This is a genomic window from Aeromonas sp. A04 (assembly GCF_047780465.1).
GTDB lineage: Bacteria > Pseudomonadota > Gammaproteobacteria > Enterobacterales > Aeromonadaceae > Aeromonas > Aeromonas bestiarum.
In genome coordinates this window covers 109,668-128,587 of the sequence record NZ_JBLNHP010000005.1, presented here as the reverse complement: position 1 = coordinate 128,587, position 18,920 = coordinate 109,668, and the positions used below count along the sequence as shown (strand labels likewise).

General features: G+C 59.8%; 14 protein-coding genes. 3 read left to right on the top strand and 11 right to left on the bottom strand.

Going from position 1 to position 18,920, the window contains the following annotated elements:
• Nucleotides 1–117: 117 nt before the first annotated feature.
• Both fabV and ACM3N8_RS16220 read left to right on the top strand, forming a co-directional pair.
• Complete coding sequence (gene fabV / locus ACM3N8_RS16225; protein ID WP_005314774.1) at nt 118–1,311, top strand: enoyl-ACP reductase FabV; 1,194 nt, start codon at nt 118–120, stop codon at nt 1,309–1,311.
• 162 nt (nt 1,312–1,473) lie between these two features.
• Complete coding sequence (locus tag ACM3N8_RS16220; RefSeq protein ID WP_416016341.1) at nt 1,474–2,949, top strand: YfcC family protein; 1,476 nt, start codon at nt 1,474–1,476, stop codon at nt 2,947–2,949.
• A gap of 64 nt (nt 2,950–3,013) precedes the next feature.
• Here ACM3N8_RS16220 and ACM3N8_RS16215 read toward each other — a convergent pair whose 3' ends face one another.
• Entirely contained in the window at nt 3,014–4,228 is a 1,215-nt protein-coding gene (locus ACM3N8_RS16215) for a pyridoxal phosphate-dependent aminotransferase (protein ID WP_005314784.1), read from the bottom strand.
• Between the two features lie 361 nt (nt 4,229–4,589).
• Here ACM3N8_RS16215 and ACM3N8_RS16210 point away from each other — a divergent pair, with 361 nt between their 5' ends.
• The gene (locus tag ACM3N8_RS16210) at nt 4,590–4,802 is read left to right on the top strand and encodes a DUF1653 domain-containing protein (protein ID WP_043556427.1); all 213 of its coding nucleotides are present in this window, start codon (nt 4,590–4,592) and stop codon (nt 4,800–4,802) included.
• Nucleotides 4,803–4,862: 60 nt separating this feature from the next.
• On the opposite strand, the gene ACM3N8_RS16205 is transcribed toward ACM3N8_RS16210, so the two are convergent.
• From ACM3N8_RS16205 to adhE, 10 genes are all read right to left on the bottom strand, one after another.
• Nucleotides 4,863–5,126, bottom strand: a complete 264-nt coding sequence (locus tag ACM3N8_RS16205; RefSeq protein ID WP_010633640.1) for a GrxA family glutaredoxin — start codon at nt 5,124–5,126, stop codon at nt 4,863–4,865.
• Nucleotides 5,127–5,255: 129 nt separating this feature from the next.
• On the bottom strand, nt 5,256–6,689 hold the full coding sequence (dacB, locus tag ACM3N8_RS16200; protein ID WP_416016340.1) for a D-alanyl-D-alanine carboxypeptidase/D-alanyl-D-alanine-endopeptidase: 1,434 nt from the start codon (nt 6,687–6,689) through the stop codon (nt 5,256–5,258).
• 126 nt (nt 6,690–6,815) lie between these two features.
• Complete coding sequence (locus tag ACM3N8_RS16195) at nt 6,816–8,576, bottom strand: DEAD/DEAH box helicase (RefSeq protein ID WP_416016339.1); 1,761 nt, start codon at nt 8,574–8,576, stop codon at nt 6,816–6,818.
• A gap of 100 nt (nt 8,577–8,676) precedes the next feature.
• Nucleotides 8,677–9,714, bottom strand: a complete 1,038-nt coding sequence (locus tag ACM3N8_RS16190) for an HlyD family secretion protein (protein ID WP_416016338.1) — start codon at nt 9,712–9,714, stop codon at nt 8,677–8,679.
• Nucleotides 9,715–9,717: 3 nt separating this feature from the next.
• Nucleotides 9,718–10,056 (bottom strand): DUF3302 domain-containing protein, encoded by a 339-nt coding sequence (locus tag ACM3N8_RS16185; RefSeq protein WP_042869880.1) that lies wholly within the window; start codon nt 10,054–10,056, stop codon nt 9,718–9,720.
• Between the two features lie 286 nt (nt 10,057–10,342).
• Nucleotides 10,343–11,764 (bottom strand): carbon starvation protein A, encoded by a 1,422-nt coding sequence (locus ACM3N8_RS16180; RefSeq protein WP_043141243.1) that lies wholly within the window; start codon nt 11,762–11,764, stop codon nt 10,343–10,345.
• A 142-nt stretch (nt 11,765–11,906) separates the two neighbouring features.
• Entirely contained in the window at nt 11,907–12,611 is a 705-nt protein-coding gene (gene btsR, locus ACM3N8_RS16175) for a two-component system response regulator BtsR (RefSeq protein ID WP_416016337.1), read from the bottom strand.
• Nucleotides 12,612–12,708: 97 nt separating this feature from the next.
• Complete coding sequence (locus tag ACM3N8_RS16170) at nt 12,709–14,379, bottom strand: sensor histidine kinase (RefSeq protein WP_290019215.1); 1,671 nt, start codon at nt 14,377–14,379, stop codon at nt 12,709–12,711.
• Nucleotides 14,380–14,732: 353 nt separating this feature from the next.
• Complete coding sequence (locus ACM3N8_RS16165; RefSeq protein ID WP_043141236.1) at nt 14,733–15,968, bottom strand: HD-GYP domain-containing protein; 1,236 nt, start codon at nt 15,966–15,968, stop codon at nt 14,733–14,735.
• Nucleotides 15,969–16,078: 110 nt separating this feature from the next.
• Nucleotides 16,079–18,754 carry a bifunctional acetaldehyde-CoA/alcohol dehydrogenase gene (gene adhE, locus ACM3N8_RS16160; RefSeq protein WP_043141234.1) on the bottom strand — a complete coding sequence of 892 codons (2,676 nt, stop codon included), beginning with the start codon at nt 18,752–18,754 and terminating at the stop codon, nt 16,079–16,081.
• Nucleotides 18,755–18,920: the final 166 nt, after the last annotated feature.

Genomic DNA, 18,920 nt, shown 5'->3' with positions numbered 1-18,920 from the left:
GGATACCGTGAATCTGTTCGTTTTCCCCGCAGTTCAACACATCAGAGCACCCTAGGGCGGCAAGATGAGGTATCTTATGCCCCGATTTCATCCATTTAACGGATCCGAGACCCCCATATGATTATCAAACCCAAGGTTCGCGGCTTTATCTGCACCACCACTCACCCGGTTGGCTGTGAGGCCAATGTTCGTCGCCAGATCGCTTACACCCAGGAGCAGGGCATGATTGCCAATGGCCCCAAGCGGGTGCTGGTGATCGGCGCTTCCACCGGTTATGGTCTGGCTTCCCGGATTGCCACTGCCTTCGGTAGCGGCGCTGCCACCATAGGCGTCTTCTTCGAGAAAGCCGGCAGCGAAACCAAGACGGCGACTGCGGGCTGGTACAACTCAGCCGCCTTCGACAAGGCTGCCAAAGAGGCGGGTCTGTATGCGAAAAGCGTCAACGGCGATGCCTTCTCCAACGAGTGCCGCGCCAAGGTCATCGAGCTCATCAAGGCCGATCTGGGCCAGATCGATCTGGTGGTCTACTCCCTGGCCTCGCCGGTACGTAAGATGCCGGAGACAGGTGAAGTGGTGCGCTCTGCCCTGAAACCCATCGGCGAGACCTACACCACCACCGCCATCGATACCAACAAGGATCAGATCATCACAGCCACCGTCGAGCCGGCGAACGAGGAAGAGATCCAGAACACCATCACCGTCATGGGCGGCCAGGATTGGGAACTGTGGATGGCTGCCCTGCGTGATGCGGGCGTGCTGGCTGACGGCGCCAAGTCCGTGGCTTACTCCTATATCGGCACCGACCTGACCTGGCCCATCTACTGGCATGGCACCCTGGGCCGCGCCAAGGAAGATCTGGACCGCGCCGCCACCGCCATCCGTGGCGATTTGGCTGCCAAGGGCGGCACCGCTCACGTGGCCGTGCTCAAATCCGTGGTGACCCAGGCCTCTTCTGCCATTCCTGTGATGCCGCTCTACATCTCCATGGCCTTCAAGATCATGAAGGAGAAGGGGATTCACGAAGGTTGCATGGAGCAGGTCTATCGCATGATGCGCACCCGCCTCTATGGCGAGGAGCTGGCGCTGGACGAGCAGGCCCGCATCCGCATGGACGACTGGGAACTGCGTGAAGACGTGCAGCAGACCTGCCGCGATCTCTGGCCTTCCATCACTACCGAGAACCTCTCCGAGTTGACCGACTACACCGGCTACAAGCAGGAGTTCCTGCGCCTGTTCGGTTTCGGTCTGGCTGAGGTGGATTACGAGGCGGATGTGAACCCGGACGTGAAATTCGACGTGGTCGAGCTCTGATCCTGACTCAAGTGAAAACAGGGCCCCGCGGGGCCCTGTTTTTTTATCAAAAACTCCGCTAAGTTGCGGAATTTTATTATCCGCGATCACCTTTTTCCCATATCAAACCCGCTAGTCTTGCGCTGATCGGATCACAGACGGCATTGCCGAGGAACGGAAGCTATGACCACTCCAAACGAGGCGCCCAAGAAGCGCCAACTCCCCACTGTCTATACCCTGCTTTTCATCATCATCGCCCTGATGGCGGCCCTCACCTGGGTGCTGCCGGCGGGCAAATACAACTATGTGACGGCCAAGACCCAGCAGCCTGTCGCGGCGGCGGCCGTGGCCGACTACAGCGGCGACGAGCGATTGCTGCCTGTGCCCGGCAGCTACACCGAGCTGCCCTCCCACCCGCAGGGGGTGTTCGAGGTGCTCAAGGCCCCCATCCAGGGCTTCCACAAGGCGGCCGACGTGGCGCTGTTCGTGCTCATCATAGGCGGCTTTCTGGCGGTGACCATGCAGAGCGGGGCGCTCGATGCCGGGGTGGGGGCAATCGTGCGCGCCTTCGCCGGCCGCGAGCGGCTGCTTATCCCCGTGCTGATCGCCCTGTTTGCCCTCGGTGGCTCCACCTTCGGCATGGCGGAGGAGACGGTGGCCTTCTGGGCGCTGATCGTGCCTGTCATGATGGCGGCGGGTTTCGATCGCATGGTGGCGGCGGGGATCATCCTGCTTGGCTCCGGCGTCGGTGTGCTCGCCTCCACCGTTAACCCCTTTGCCACCGGCATCGCCTCCGGTTTTGCCGGCATTCCCATCGGCGAGGGGATAGGCCTGCGGGTCATCCAGTGGCTGCTGCTGGTGATCTTCGCCTCTTGGTTCGTGATGCGTTATGCCAAGCAGGTGCAGCAGGACAAGTCCCGCTCCGTGCTGGCCGACATCACCTATGACGACGAATTCTCCCAGATGAAGCGCAGCGACTCGGCCTTCACTGGCAAGCAGAAGCTCACCATGCTGGTGTTCTTCGGCACCTTCCTGCTGATGATCTATGCGGTGGTGCCCTGGTCTGATCTGGGTATCGATTTTCTGCCAACCCTGGGCTGGTGGTTTGACGAGCTCTCCACCCTGTTCTTCAGCGCCTCCATCCTGATCGCGCTGATCAACCGCATGCCTGAGTCCAACTACGTCGCGACCTTCCTGAGCGGGGCGCGGGATCTCATCGGCGTGGCGCTGGTGGTGGCGGTGGCGCGCGGCATCTATGTGGTGATGGAGCATGGCGTCATCATAGACACCATCTTGCACTGGGCCGAGGGGCTGGTGACCGGCCTCTCCTCGTCGGTCTTCATCCTGATGGCCTATCTGGTGCACATCATCCTGAGCTTTTTTATTCCCTCCACCTCGGGGCTGGCGACCGTTTCCATGCCGCTGATGGGGCCACTGGCGGACTTCTCCGGCATCTCCCGGGATCTGGTGATCACCGCCTATCAATCCGCCTCCGGCTGGATCAACCTGTTCGCTCCCACCGCCGCCCATCTGGTGGCGGGGCTGGCGCTGGCCGGGATCCCCTACGATCGCTTCGTGCGCTGGGTGCTGCCCTTCATCGTCGGGGTGGCCCTCATCACCATGGCGGTGCTGGTGGCTGGCACTTTGTTGCACGGCTGATGATTCAGCTGCAAACGACAGATAACAAAAAGGCTCCCGAGGGAGCCTTTTTCATGAGCCGTGCTTACTGTTTGTAGCCCTTGAGGAAGCGGGCGAGACGACCGATGGCCTCTTCCAGCTCCTCTTCACGGGGCAGGAACACCAGCCGGAAGTGATCCGGCGCCGGCCAGTTGAAGCCTGTGCCCTGCACCAGCAGCAGTTTCTCTTGCTGCAGCAGGTCGAACACCATCTTCTGGTCGTCGCGAATGTCGTACACCTTGGGATCCAGGCGCGGGAACATGTAGAGCGCCCCCTTGGGCTTGACGCAGGAGACGCCGGGGATCTCGTTCAGGAGCTCCCATGCCTTGTCCCGCTGCTTGCGCAGGCGACCACCCGGCAGGATCAGCTCGTTGATGCTCTGGTAGCCACCGAGCGCGGTCTGGATGGCGTGCTGCATCGGCACGTTGGCACACAGTCGCATGGAGGCCAGCATCTCCAGCCCCTCGATGTACCCCTTGGCGCGTCCCTTGGGCCCGGTGATGACCATCCAGCCCTGGCGGAAACCACAGGCGCGGTAGGCCTTGGAGAGGCCGTTGAAGGTCACCACCATCACATCGTCGCACAGGGTGCAGACGCTGGTGTGGGAGATGTCGTCGTAGAGGATCTTGTCGTAGATCTCGTCGGCGAAGATGATGAGGTTGTGCTGGCGGGCTATCTCGATCACCTCCAGCAGGAACTCGCTGCCGTAGACGGCGCCGGTCGGGTTGTTGGGGTTGATCAGCACCAGGCCGCGGGTGCGCGGTGTGATGCGGGCGCGGATGTCGTCCAGGTCTGGATACCAGTCGGCCCCTTCGTCGCAGCGGTAGTGCACCGCATGGCCACCGGAGAGGGTGACGGCTGCGGTCCACAGCGGATAGTCGGGGGAGGGCACCAGCATCTCGTCGCCGTTGTTGAGCAGCGCCTGCATGGCCATCACGATAAGTTCGCTGGCGCCATTGCCGATGTAGATGTCGTCGATATCGACCTTGCGCATTCCTTTTTGCTGGTAGTACTGCATCACCGCCTTGCGGGCCGAGAAGAGCCCCTTGGAGTCGCAGTAGCCCTGGCTCAGCGGCATGTTGAGGATCACGTCCTTGATGATCTCTTCCGGCGCATCGAAACCGAACGGGGCCGGGTTGCCGATGTTGAGCTTGATGATGCGGTGGCCTTCGTCTTCGAGACGGCGAGCTTCTTTATGCACCGGGCCGCGGATGTCATAGCAGACATCGTCGAGCTTGTGCGACTTGTCGATAGTGAACATGGTGAGTGTGCTTCCTTCCCCGTGGGGACGCGTTGGCGAAAAAGGCGATTTTTAGTATCAAATTTCTTTTCCCCTATTCTTCACAGAATTGAATGCTAGAACAATCTTCTTTTTAGTAGAATTCCCTGATTTTTAGCCCTAAAACAGGGTTGCTGAAACGTTAAATTCAGCACGATCGTTTGTGTGAACCGAGGTTCACCAGTGAAAGATGAGGGGCTGATTAACAAAGCTACCCGACTGTGTTGAAATATTCGCATCCAATGGCACGATTGGCTTGCGTAAAAAATCCTGGCCTGTCCCCCTTGCGGGGCCTTGGCACATCGTCGCCGGGCCCATTTTCATCATCTGTCGAGGTATCTCCATGCACGCACCCGCGCCCGGCCGTTATCGCCACTTCAAGGGAGGCTATTATCAGGTGCTCACCCTGGCCCTGCACACCGAAACCCAGGAGCAGCTGGTGATCTATCAATCCGAGCAGGATGGAGCCGTTTATGCCCGCCCTGTGGCCATGTTCATGGAGTGGATCGAGCATCAGGGCCAGGTGGTGAGCCGCTTCACCCCGACCGCGGGCTGAGCGGCGGTTTGCACCATAAAAAAAGGCGCCATCAGGCGCCTTTTTTCCATGCTAGGGAGCTTACTGGTAGAGACCCAGGTTCTCTTTGGCATAGGCTTCGAAATCGGTGCAGCCACCGATGTGCTGCTCGTCCAGGAAGATTTGCGGCACTGTGTTGACCGGCTTGCCGGCGCTCTTGGCCAGATCTTCCTTGGTGATGCCTTCGGCGTGGATGTCCACGTAGCGGAATTTGAAATCGTCACGCTGCTCAACCAGCTGCTCGGCGATCTGCTTGGCACGGACACAATAGGGGCAACCGGGACGACCAAAAATCACTGCAAACATGTTCTCTCTCCGTTGATATGAAGCAGGGCACAGCATAGCCCCGCCTCGTGGCTAGTCAAAGTGGAAATTGTCGATACGGCCGTTCGCCATATCCGATAAGCCACCTTGCTGGCAACGTGGCTCCCCACATTACTGCTCGATGATCTGGATGGGTTGTTGCTGGTAGATACTCTCCAGCACGCCCTTTTCGAACACTGTCCAGGGCCAGACAGCCTTGCTGGCACGGTAGCGTTCATGGGTGGCGGGATCCTGCGACAGGCCGCGCTGGAACATTACGAAGGCCTTGCGCTGCCCCCCGGCGGTATCGATGAAGCCGGCCAGGTTGGAGGTGCCCGTGATGGTACCTGTCTTGGCGTGCACCTTGTTTTTCATCATGGGGGCGGTGACGCTGCGCCGCCATGCCAGGGTGCCATCCACCTGAGCGCTGGGCAGCAGCTTGATGAAGCCGAGTTCGGCGTCGTTTTTCTGGATGAAGGTGAGCACAGACAGCATCTGGCGGGCACTGATGAGGTTGTGGGCCGAGAGACCCGAGCCATCGGCCAGGGTGGCGTTGCCCAAGTCTATGCCGTTCTTGGTCAGGATGGCGCGCACCGCCATGGTGCCGCTGCGATAGCTGCCCGGCTTGTTGTAGTAGTGGCGGCCCACCGTCTTCAGGAAGGTGTCGGCGTAGAGGTTGTCGGACTTTTTGAGCATCTTGGAGAGCATGATGGGCAATGAGACCGAATAGTGGGTGCCCAGGGTCTCTGCCCCTTCCGGTGCCTTGTGGGTCACGCGCAGCAATCCCTCATGCTTGATGCCGGCTCTGTCCATGGCCCAGCGAATGTTGTCCCAGCCCCAGGCTTCCACGTCGTGAATGGCAAAACGCAGACCCTGCGGCTCCTTGTTCGGGGTGATGCAGCCCTTGAGCTCGTAGAAGTTGCCCTTGGCCATGTCCACTTCCAGCGCGCAGAACTGGCGCGCCATGTCGCCATAGCTCATCACTTCCACGTTGTCGGCGCCGATGCCGATGGGCACGCCTGTGGCCACGTTGCCGGTGGCGGGTTTGCCAATCTGGGTGGCCGTGATGGTGCCATAGGCGCAGTTTTTGTCGATGATGACGGAGGAGACGGGGGCGGCGAAGCAGAGAGTCTGATCCCCCCACGACCAGCCGTTGCCGCGCTCATAGCCGTTGTAGGCGCCTGTGTTGACGTAGACGTTGCCCTGGATGCGGTTGACCCCGAGCTGCTTGAACAGGGCCAGCAGATCCATCCGTGACAGAGTGGGGTCGCCGACGAAGTTGATCCAGATGTCGCCCTTGATGGCGTCACCCTGTTTGGCGCCAGGCTGGGCCTGGATGTCGGTGGCAAAGCGGAAGTCGGCGCCGAGCTCGAGGCGGGCGGCGAGCGCGGTCAGCACCTTCATGGTGGAGGCGGGCGCTATCATGTCATCGGCGTGGCGGGCAAACTCCACCCCGCCATTGCCCTGCACTATGATGGCGTACTGGCCCCCCTTGGGTGGGGTCAGCGGGGCAGCCTGAGCCACCATGGAAAACAGAGCACAAAAACCAATCAACAGCCGCTGCATAACATCCTCTAAACGTGACGAAGGGGCCCGGCAGTGGTGCCGGCCCTGACAATTCAACCTTGTTTCACCAACCGATGCGGGATCGACTGTGGTAAAGCAGTCCATTATGCCGGCCGCCTGTTGCCGTCACGCCGGGGCGTTGGCGGTGCGATAGCGGCCGTCATAATCAAAAATCTTCTCTTTTATCTGCCAGAACCGCCCCGATTTGCGGGCGATGACGAAATCGGGGTGGCGAAACTGGCTTTGCGCCGCCAGCACGCTCGCCAGGGTGGCAAATTCGGGTTCCAGACCCGGAGCGGGCCAATGATGACGCACAAAGACCTGTTGAAACAAGCGCCGCGCACCCTGGGAGTGAAATCCGAAGTACTCATTGAGGGTGAGACCATCCTCGTCGTGGTAGGTCACCTCCAGCCGTTCCCCTTGTTTACCACGACCCGCAGCCAGGGTGAGGCCGGCGCAGCGGATCACCATGCAATCCTTGAGATTGAGCGCCTCCTTGAGTTTGTCGTCCGGATCCACCAGCAGCTGATCGCAGCTCTGGCAGCGGCGGACGGCGATGTCGTTTTCGGCGCCGCAGGCGGGGCAGATTTTTGACCGAAAGCGATAGTCGCACTCCTCGCGGTTGCCCTCGTCATCTTCAAACAAGCCCTGACAGCGGCGACCGTAGTGCTCGATCACCTTGCCATCCTCGTCGGTCTTGCCCCAGAAGGTGTTGGCAAAGCCGCAGGCGGGGCAGGGCACCTGCACCGGCTCTGTGCCAGCGTGGGGTCTGGGCTCCCCCACCTCGGGAGCAAACAGATTGAAGTTGTTGCCCGCATAGTCGAGCACCAGACAATCGGACTTGCCCGGCGAGAGGCGCAGGCCGCGGCCGACGATCTGCTGATAGAGGGAGACCGACTCTGTGGGACGCAGCATGACGATGAGATCCACGTGGGGGGCGTCAAAGCCGGTGGTGAGCACGGCCACGTTGACCAGAAACTTGAGCGTTCGCGCCTTGAAGGCATGGATGAGGGCATCGCGCTCCGGCCCCGGCGTCTCGCCCGTGATCAGGGCTGCCTTCTCTCCTTTGGCGCCGAGCAGGCCGTGAATTTCGCGGGCATGCTCGACGGTGGCGGCGAAGATCATCACCCCTTGCCGATCGGCGGCGTACTCCAGTACCTGGCTCAGGATATGGGGGGTGACCCTCTGCTGGCGCTTGAGCTCGCCGTTGAGATCCGCCTCGCTGAACAGGCCGTTTTCGCGTGGCACCAGCTTGCTGAAGTCGTAGTGGACTATGGGGGCATCGACGAGACGGGGCGGCGTCAGGTAGCCGTTCTTGACCATGAAGCGCAGGTGCAGCTCGAACACGCAGTCGCCGAACAGCCGTTCGCCGTGGCTCTTGACCATGCCGTGGTAGTGGCGCCGGTAAATCCAGCCAAGGCCCAGCCGGTACGGGGTGGCGGTGAGGCCGAGGATCTTGAGGGCCGGGTTGGCGGCCTTGAGATGGTCGATCACCTGATGGTACTGGCTGTCATCCTCAAGCGACACTCGATGACACTCGTCTATGATGAGCAGCGAGAAGGCACCGTCGAAGGCGTCCAGATTGCGCGCCACCGACTGCACCGAACCGAACACCACCTGGGCGCTGGCTTCCTTGCGGGCAAGGCCGGCGGCGAAGATGTCCGCCTTGAGATCCCAGGCCTCGTACTTGGCGTGGTTCTGCTCCACCAGCTCCTTGACGTGAGCCAGCACCAGCACGCGGCCACGGGCCTTGCGGGCCAGCTCGGCGATCACCAGGCTCTTGCCGGCGCCAGTGGGCAGCACCACCACGGCGGGATCCGGGTGCTGGCGAAAGTGGCTGATCACGGCATTGACGGCGTCGGTTTGATAGGGTCTGAGAACGAACATGGGGAACGGCTGTGGTGCAGGATGGCGCCATTATAGGGATCTTGGGGCCACAAAAACAGCGGGCCGGCATGATGCCGGCCCGCAGGGACTCTTGCCTTGATTAATGGAAGGGGAAGACGTAGTTCATCCAGCTTGCCATGCGCAGCAGCACTTTGCGCATCACAGATACGTGGTGGAAATGCTGGGTATAGATGGCAGCCTGGCCGCTGGCACCGGCGATCACCTGATACTTGGGCCACTCGGGATCTGTGATCTTGATGGTGACCGGCAGGCGGCCCGGGCGCTGGGCCGTGCTCTGATCCAGCAGCCCCATGTTGGCCTGCACGTTCCCGGCGGCGATGGCGGGCACCACTATGGTCACTTCTCCCTTGAAGATCTTGCCCGGGATGCCGTCTATCACCACCTCGGCCTCATCGCCGATGGCCAGACGCTGCATGCTGTTTTGCCAGAACCAGCCCACATAGTAGTTCTCGCTCTGGTGCACGAAGGTCATGACGGGACGGTAGAGGTAGGGGGTGGCAATCATGCCGGGACGCAGCGCCAGTTGCAGCACGAAGCCGTCCGAGGGGGCGCGCACCACGGTTTGCTCCAGGTCATACTGGGCCTTCTTCAGCTGGGCCTGCACATCGTTGAACAGGGCTTGCTGCTGATCCAGCTGGGAGACCAGATCGTCGACATTGGCCTGGCTCACGTCGAGATCCCGCTGCTTGCCGACACCACGGCGCACCAGCTCCTGGGAGCGGCCGAGATCCAGCCTGGCGGATCTCAGCCTGGCCTGGATGGATTTGACGTGATCCTGATTGGACTGGAGCCGCGCCTGCAGGCTGGCAACCTGTTGTTCGAAGGGGTCTGCCTCGATACGAAACAGCACATCCCCCTGTTTCACCTTCTGGTTCGGCTTGACCGGCACCTCGACCACGCGACCCTTCACCAGCGGCACTATCGGGGTGGAGATATAGTAGTTGCGCGCCATCTCAGAGTAAGGGTGGTTGTAGTTCATCAATATGATCAGGGTACCTATGATGAGCACGCCGCCCAGCGCCGCCGTGGGCACTGTCCATTTGTTGAGAGGAATGCGGAAAATCTTGAACACGGCCACGCACAGTGCCGTGTAGGTCAGGATCAGTAGCAGGTCCATGAGTTATCCCTGTTGTTCAGTCTGTTCGATGGTATTGATGCGCGTCTTGAGATCGGCGAGTTCCTGCTTGAGCAGTTGTATCTCGTCCTCATCCTGCTGCAGGCGCTGGTTGAAGCCCCATCCCCGCTCGGGGCGATAGAGGGTGGCCCAGATCCAGAGGAAGGGCCAGAGCACGTGCAGGGTAAACAGACTGACCCATCCCGCCACGTGAATGGCGTCCTGATGGGGGTGCTGGCGGTGCTTGGCTATTTCATAAGGAATGTCGTGGATCACTATGATCCCGTAGAACATGACCAGCCCGACGAAGAAGAGCAGGCCAAGGGCAAAATAATCAAGGAACATGGGGGTCTCCAGCGGTTTGATGTACAACCAATCATTGAGTTCAATTTTCTATAAAGCAATTGGGAATCACACATTTATCGTTTTTTAGCACGGCATCTTAAGCGATATTCTTGTACCGGAGCTTAAGTCAGCCTGAAGTCGTCAAAAATGATGGTATGCCATTCGTCACCAGTCCGAAAAGTCGTATCGATGACAAGGACTTACGGGGGAAGTATGGCATCACTGGCGTGAAATGAGCAGAGAAAAGGGAGCCGATGAGGCTCCCTTTTTCAATTTTTTGAGCAGACTAGCTTTCGCTGGTGCTGCTCACCAGTGCCGGTCTGAATTTCACCAGGAAGGCCACCGTCGTCACCAGGGTGCAGGTGAGGCCTATGATGGTGGAGATACCCATCTCCAGCCCGAAACCTATGGGGGCGTTGGCGAGATAGGTGAACACCACGGCTGTCATGAAGATGGCGGGAATGGTGCAGACCCAGTGCAGCTTGCCCTCTTTGGCCAGATAGGCCGCCGCAGTCCATAGCATGATGACGGCCGTGGTCTGGTTGGCCCAGCCAAAATAGCGCCAGATGATGCCAAATTCCGCCTTGGAGATGAGGAAGCCGAGGATGAACATGGGCACGGCGATCAGCAGGCGTTTGGCCATGGGTTTCTGGGTCAGGTGCAGGAAGTCGGCCACGATCAGGCGGGCACTGCGAAACGCCGTATCACCGGAGGTGATGGGCAGGATCACCACGCCGAGGATGGCGAGGATACCGCCGACCGTGCCGAGCAGGCTGGTGGAGACTTCGTGCACCACGGCCGCCGGCCCGCCGTTGGCCATGGTGGCGTTGAGGGCTTCCGTGCTGTCGTAGAAGGAGAGCCCCAGGGTGCACCAGATGAGGGCGATGACCCCTTCACCTATCATGGCGCCGTAGAAGATGAAGCGGCCGGACTTCTCGTTTTGCATGCAGCGCGCCATCAGCGGGGACTGGGTGGCGTGAAAACCCGACACGGCGCCACAGGCGATGGTGATGAACAGCAGCGGCCAGAGCGGCAACTCGGTCGGGTGCAGGTTGGAGAAATCCATCCCCGTGTTGTAGAAGCCCTTGCCGGAGACGATGAGCCCTATGATGAGGCCGACCGACATGAATACCAGCAGGGCGCCGAAGATGGGGTAGAAACGGCCAATGATCTTGTCGATGGGCACTATGGTGGCGAGTATGTAGTAGGCAAAGATGGCCACTATCCAGTAGACCAGATCGATGGAGGTGAGGTTGGCCAAGAGGCCCGCCGGGCTCAGCACGAACACCACGCCCACCAGCATCAAGAGCACCACGGCGAACAGGTTCATGAAGTGTTTGGCGGCTGTGCCCAGGTGCTCGCCGACCACGGTCGGCACCGAGGCGCCCTTGGCGCGCACCGACAGCATGCCGGAGAAGTAATCGTGTACCGCGCCGGCGAAGATGCAGCCGAATACGATCCAGAGCATGGCGACCGGGCCGTAGAGGGCACCCAGTATGGGGCCGAAGATGGGGCCGACGCCGGCGATGTTGAGCAGTTGTACCAGGTAGACTTTCTTGTCCGACATGGGCACATAGTCCACCCCGTCAGCCATGGTGATGGCGGGGGTGGCGCGCTCGGGTTTCGGGCCGAATATCCGCTCGATGAACTTGCCGTAGATAAAGTAGCCGGCGATCAGCAAGCCGACACAGAGGAAGAACCAGATCATTGTTACGCTCCATCATTGTTATTTTATGGTGTGCGTAGCGAGTCTAGAGGGGGCGTCCCCGGAGGGCAGGTGAAACGTGGTGAGCGGCGCCATGGCGACCCGAGCGGTCGCCGGCTGTGATCCCGCGCACAATCCCGCGCCGTTATTCGAGCCCCAGTTCGTCTTTGAGCTCCTTGAGGTAGCGGCGGCTGACCGGCAACCGGGCATCGCTTGGCGTCACTATCTCCGCCAGCTGGTTTTCCAGCAGCTGGATCTCGAAGATGGCCCCCGGCGCCACCAGATATTGGCGGTGGCAGCGCAGCAGGGGTGTCTTCTCCTCCAATGATTTCAGGGTGAGCTGGGTGTGAAACAGCTCGCCCTGGCAGGCGACGTGTACCCCGCCGAGATCGGAGAAGGCGTACTCCACCTGCTCGATGGGCAGCAGCCGCACCCGGTTGTGCAGATAGCCGGGAATGTGGCGGATGGCCGGCGCCAGCGAGGCGATGGGCTGCGGGGTGAGATCCTGCTTGAGGCGAGCCAGCGTCTTGGCGAGGCGTGCCGGCTCCACCGGTTTGAGCAGGTAGTCGAAGGCGTTCTCCTCGAATGCCTGAATGGCGTAGTCGTCGAAGGCGGTGACAAACACGATGCGGGGCAGGGGATCGAGCATGGCCACCAGTTCCATGCCGCTCAGCTTGGGCATCTGGATATCGAGGAATACCACGTCCGGTTTGAGCCGCTGGATCAGGGGCAGTGCCTCGATGGCGTTGGCCGCCAGCCCCTGGATCTCGATATCGGGATCGCCTGCCAGGTGCTGGGCCAGCTCCTCGCGGGCATAGGGTTCGTCATCGACTATGAGTGTGCGGATCATGCGCTCTCCTGAACATCGTGATGGTGCGTGAACGGCGAGGAATGGGAATGCAAGGAGTTGGCCGGGCGGATCATCCGGGGCGAGGGGTCGCTTCTGGTCATGACGCCTCCCTGGGCAGGGTGAACGCGACCCGGGTCCAGCACTCGGGTTCGCAGCTGACGCGGATGCCATACCGGCTGCCGAAGGCGCTCTTGAGGCGCCGATCCACTATGGTCATGCCGAGCCCATCCCCCGCCGGTCCCTCCTGCCAGGTGCCGGCATTGTCCTCCACGCAGATGGTCACGCTCTCCTGGCTCTCTTCGGCATAAAGACGGATACGGCCCTGCTCCAGCAAGGTGGAGATGCCGTGCTTGATGGCATTCTCGATGAGGGGTTGCAGGGTAAAACTCGGCAGCGTCAGGCCGGCCAGATGGGGCGGGATCTCGTTGATGACGGTCAGCCGATCGCCAAAGCGGGCCAGCTCTATCTCGAGATAGGATTGGCAGTGCTCCTGCTCCTCCTGCAGGCTGGCCAACCCGCTCTGGCGCTTGAGGTTCTTGCGAAAGAACAAGGAGAGGTGCAGCAGCAGCTGACGTGCCCGCTCGGGCTCCCGTCGGGTGATGGCGCTGATGGTGTTGAGGGTATTGAACAGGAAATGGGGGTTGATCTGGGCCTGGATGAGTTTGAGCTCGGATTGCACCAGCAGGCGCTGCTGCTGTTCCAGCCGGCCGGTCAGCAACTGCTGTGACAGCAGGTTGGCTATCCCTTCCCCCAGGGTATGGTTGATCTTGAGGAACAAGCGCTTCTTGGGTTCATACAGCTTGATGGTGCCTATCACCCCCTCGTCGCCGTGCAGCGGGATCACCAGCACCGAGCCCAGCTGGCACTGGGGCGAGATGCTGCAGCGATAGGGCTGGCTGTTGCCATCGGCAAACAGCACCTTGTTGCGGGCGATGGCCTGCAGGGTAATGGCCGAGGTGATGGGGGTACCCGGCTTGTGGTGATCTTCCCCGGTGCCGATGAAGGCGAGGATCTTGTCGGTATCCGTGATGGCGACGGCGCCGACCCCCGTCTCTTCCTGAATGATGTGGGCAATCTTGTTGCTGGCCTCGGGAGTGAAGCCCTGGCTCATGATGCCGACGGTGCGATTGGCGATGGTGAGCGCCTTGGCGGAGAAGACCCGGGAGAACTTCTCATACATCTGCTGCTGATCGCGGATCATGCTGATGAACAGGGCCGCGCCGCAGGAGTTGGCCAGGATCATGGGGGTGGCTATGGTGCGCACCAGCAGCAGGGACTGATCGAACGGGGTCGCCACCAGCAGTATGATGATCATCTGCAATATCTCGGCGTAGAGGGTGGTGAAGAAGGCGATCCTGGGTTCGAACAGGGCATTCATCCTGCCAGAGCGCATCAGGCGCCAGTGTACCAGCCCCCCCAGCAGCCCCTCGCAGGTGGTCGAGATGGCGCAGGCCAGATCGGTGAATCCCCCCAGGCTGTAGCGGTGCACACCGCCGGTCAGTCCCACCAGAAAGCCCACCAGCGGGCCCCCCAGCAGCCCCCCCAGCACGGCCCCGACGGCACGGGTATTGGCGATGGCATCGTCGATATCCAGTCCCACATAGGTACCCAGGATGCAAAAACAAGAAAAAATGATGTATATCAGTATCTTGTGAGGAAGTCTGACGGAATAGTTGGCCAGGGGGCGCAGCAGCGGACTCTTGGAGAAGAGATAGGCGATCACCAGACTGACGCTCATCTGTTGAAGCAGGGAGAGGACCAACTGCATAAAAAACGTTCCTCAGAGTCCGAGCCGAAAAAAGCGGCAGCCATGAATAAGTGTGATCAGGATCTTGTTCTGTGAGCGATGTGTGCTCGATTGCGGGCGAAGTTTGCCAGAAATGCGCAATAAAACCATATCAAATCAGCATGTTAAATTGATATTTGTGTAATCGTCCAAGGGTTGGTATTGCTGGATGGAGCATGAATGTATCCGCTGGATACGCCACACGGAGGTGGCATGCTCCGCCCAGCCCCCTGGCTGGGCGTTTTTTATCCATGGTCGGCAGTGGACCGTTTTGAGGGTGATTGGACAATTATTCAGGTTTGTCCAATGAGTTATCCCCAGCTTCTGGGGATAACTCAGAAGGCAAAATAGTAACAGAAGCGCCGGGTCAGGTTGAAAAACAGCCGTTGTCCCTCATCCAGGTCTTCTTGCTTGATAAATGACTTGATGGTGCGCTCATCCTCCCGCAGATCCAGCATGGCCACCCCTTCCGGTCGCTGTGCCTTGATGTAGGGCAGCACCTTGGGTTTGAGGGGCATGGTGGGCTCGGTGGAGAGCACCAGCGCCACTGAGTCGTCGGAGAGCTGCACCAGGGAGCCGGGGGGATAGACACCCAGGACCTTGATCAGCAGCTTGACCAGATCCTGATCGAACTTCTTCTGGGACAGCTTGTAGAGCTGGCTGATGGCCTGGCTAGGTGCCGCCGGAGTGGCGCTGCTGCGCGGATGCAGCAGCTCGTCATAGTAGTCCACCAGTCCGATGATCCGTGCCAGTGGCGGGATCTCGCCACCCTTGATGCCGAGGGGAAAGCCGCTGCCATCAAGCCGCTCGTGGTGCAGATGGGCCACCTGGCGGATCTTGGGCTCAAATGCCTGCAACTGGGTCAACATCTCCAGCCCGTACTGGGGATGCATTTTGAGAAAGTTCTGCTCTGACTTGTTGAGATCCCCCCGCTTCTGGGTGATCTGGCTCGGGATCTTCAGCTCTCCGATATCGTGTACCAGGCCCGCCAGTCCCGTCTCCTCGATCTCGATGGGGTTCATGCCGAGTTCCCGGGCCATCAGCATGGCGATGAAGGCCACGTTCAGGCTGTGTTGCAGCAGGATGTCGGTGTGCGGGCTGCGAATGAGATGCAGGCCGAGCGGCCCCTCATGCTCACTGATGCGGGCGGCGGCGTTGCGCACTATCTGCGCCGTGTTGGCCAGCCCCTCGTCAGGCTTGAGGTTGAGGGCCCCCAGCGCATCGCGCAGCTCGGACATGGATTGACCAAAGGCCTTGTCGGCGGCGCGCAGGGAGCGGCGGAAGGCTTTCTCGTCGAAGGGGGGCGGGCCCGTGTCTATGACCTCGTCGATGATCGACAGATCGGGGCCGGCGGAGGGAATATCGCCGCGCAAGATGGGCTCTATGGGCAGATCGCTCTTGTCCGGATCTACCATCAACAGATTGAGGTCGAGATGGCGAATGATGTCGAGTTGCTGCTGATCCTTGATCTTGAAGGCATTGAACATAAAAGGGTGACTGGTCCATCCCGTGGGGAGATGGATGTAGTGGCCGATCCGTAACTGCTCTATCGAGGCTTGTATCAGCGCCATGTGCTAACTCGCATTTCATGAATGCCTACCAACAAGCTAGCAAAATTAGAGAGATAGACAAACAAAAAAGCCCGCGCATGTGCGCGGGCTCTCTACTTCAGGTCCGATTATCAGGCCTTGGATTTTTTCTTGTTGTCCACCTTGGTCTCAACCTTGGCTTCCACCTTGGTTGCTACTCGGGCTTCCTCGGTAAAGGGGCGGCCGTAGTAGGTGTCCATCAGTATGGCTTTGAGCTCGGTGATCAGCGGGTAGCGCGGGTTGGCACCGGTGCACTGGTCATCGAAGGCTTCCAGCGCCAGCTGGTCAACCTTGGCCAGGAAGTCGGCTTCGTTCACGCCGGCTTCACGGATGGAGGCCGGGATGCCCAGAGTGGCTTTCAGCTCGTCCAGCCAGGTCAGCAGCTTCTCGATCTTGGCTGCGGTACGGTCACCGGCAGCGCTCAGGCCCAGGTGGTCAGCCACTTCGGCATAACGACGGCGAGCTTGCGGACGGTCGTACTGGGAGAACGCAGTCTGCTTGGTCGGGTTGTCGTTGGCGTTGTAGCGGATCACGTTGCTGATCAGCAGGGCGTTGGCCAGACCGTGCGGAATGTGGAATTCAGCACCCAGTTTGTGTGCCATGGAGTGGCACACACCCAGGAAGGCGTTGGCAAACGCGATACCGGCGATGGTGGCCGCGTTGTGTACTTTCTCACGAGCAACCGGGTCGTTGGCACCGTTCTGGTAGCTGGACGGCAGGTACTCTTTCAGCAGTTTCAGGGCTTGCAGCGCCTGACCGTCGGAGTACTCGTTGGCCAGTACGGAAACGTAGGCTTCCATGGCGTGAGTGACCGCATCCACACCACCGAAGGCGCACAGGGACTTGGGCATGTTCATGACCAGGTTGGCATCGACGATGGCCATGTTCGGGGTCAGCTCGTAGTCGGCCAGCGGGTACTTCATGCCGGTGGCGTCGTCGGTTACTACCGCAAACGGGGTGACTTCAGAACCGGTACCGGACGTGGTGGTGATACAGACCAGTTCGGCCTTCACACCCATTTTCGGGAACTTGTAGATACGCTTGCGGATATCCATGAAGCGCATGGCCAGATCTTCGAACGCAGTATCCGGGTGCTCGTACATGACCCACATGATTTTGGCCGCATCCATGGGTGAACCACCACCCAGCGCGATGATGACATCAGGCTTGAAGGAGTTCGCCATCTCGGCGCCCTTGCGGACGATGGACAGAGTCGGGTCAGCTTCTACTTCGTAGAATACTTCCACTTCCATGTTCAGCTTCTTGAGCAGACGAACCACGTCGTCGGCATAGCCGTTGTTGAACAGGAAGCGGTCGGTGACGACCATTGCACGCTTTTTGCCTTCCAGATCACCGAGGGCGATTGGCAGGGAGCCACGACGGAAATAGATGGATTTCGGAAGTTTGTGCCACAGCATATTTTCTGCCCGTTTTGCGACTGTCTTCTTGTTGATCAGGTGCTTGGGACCGACGTTCTCGGAGATGGAGTTACCACTCCAGGAGCCGCAACCCAGGGTCAGGGAAGGAGCAAGAGCGAAGTTGTACAGGTCACCGATACCACCCTGGGTGGAGGGGGTGTTGATCAGGATACGGGCGGTCTTCATCTTGTCGCCGAAGTATCTGATACGGTCCTGGTTGCGATCCTGGTCGGTGTACAGACCAGAGGTGTGACCGATACCACCGATGTTGACCATGGTGCAGGCCATCTCGACGGCTTCTTCGAAGTTCTTGGCGCGGAACATACCCAGAGTAGGAGAGAGCTTCTCGTGAGCGAATTCATCTTCAGCGCACAGTTCCAGGCCTTCACCGATCAGGATCTTGGTGGTGGCAGGCACTGTCACGCCAGCCATGGCGGCGATCTTGGTGGCCGGCTGGCCAACGATATCTGCGTTCAGCGCGCCGTTGATCAGCAGCACTTTACGTACCTTGTCCGCTTCATCTTTGGACAGGATGTAGCCATCGTGGTTGGAGAAACGCTCTTTCACCTGGTTGTAGATGGCGTCAACGACGATGACGGCTTGCTCGGAAGCACAGACCACACCGTTGTCGAAGGTCTTGGACATCAGAATGGAGGCGACGGCACGTTTCACATCGGCGGTTTCGTCGATGACGATAGGCACGTTACCGGCACCTACACCGATAGCAGGCTTGCCGGAAGAGTAAGCGGCTTTCACCATGCCCGGGCCACCTGTGGCCAGGATCAGGTTGATGTCGTTGTGCTTCATCAGCGCGTTGGACAGCTCAACGGACGGTTGATCGATCCAGCCGATGATGTCTTTCGGTGCACCGGCGGCAACGGCTGCATCCAGTACCAGCTTGGCAGCGGTATTGGTGGAGTTCTTGGCGCGGGGGTGCGGGGAGAAGATGATGGCGTTGCGGGTCTTCAGGGAGATCAACGATTTGAAGATCGCGGTAGCGGTCGGGTTGGTGGTCGGAACGATACCGCAAATGATACCAACCGGCTCGGCGATGATCATGGTGCCCATCTCGTCATCCTGGCTCAGGACGCCGCAGGTCTTCTCGTCTTTGTATGCGTTGTAGATGTATTCGGAGGCGAAGTGGTTCTTGATAACCTTGTCTTCGATGATACCCATGCCTGACTCTTCCACGGCCATCTGGGCCAGGGGGATACGGGCATTGCTGGCGGCCAGGGCGGCGGCACGGAAAACCTTGTCTACCTGCTCTTGCGAGAAGCTGGCGAATTCACGCTGTGCTTCTTTGACGCGGGCGACCAGTGCATCCAGTTCAGCCAAATTGGTTACTGCCATGTTTATCTCCTGATGATTTGAAAACTGTTTAGTAAGAGTTTGGCAATGCCCGGCAATTATAGTCGCCCTGTCAAGGCGAGAATCACTACAAGGGGGTATTTACATGCCTTACTAAATTGCTTTCTGAGTCGATTATAGAGCGGGGCTGACTCAGAAAAACTTGATC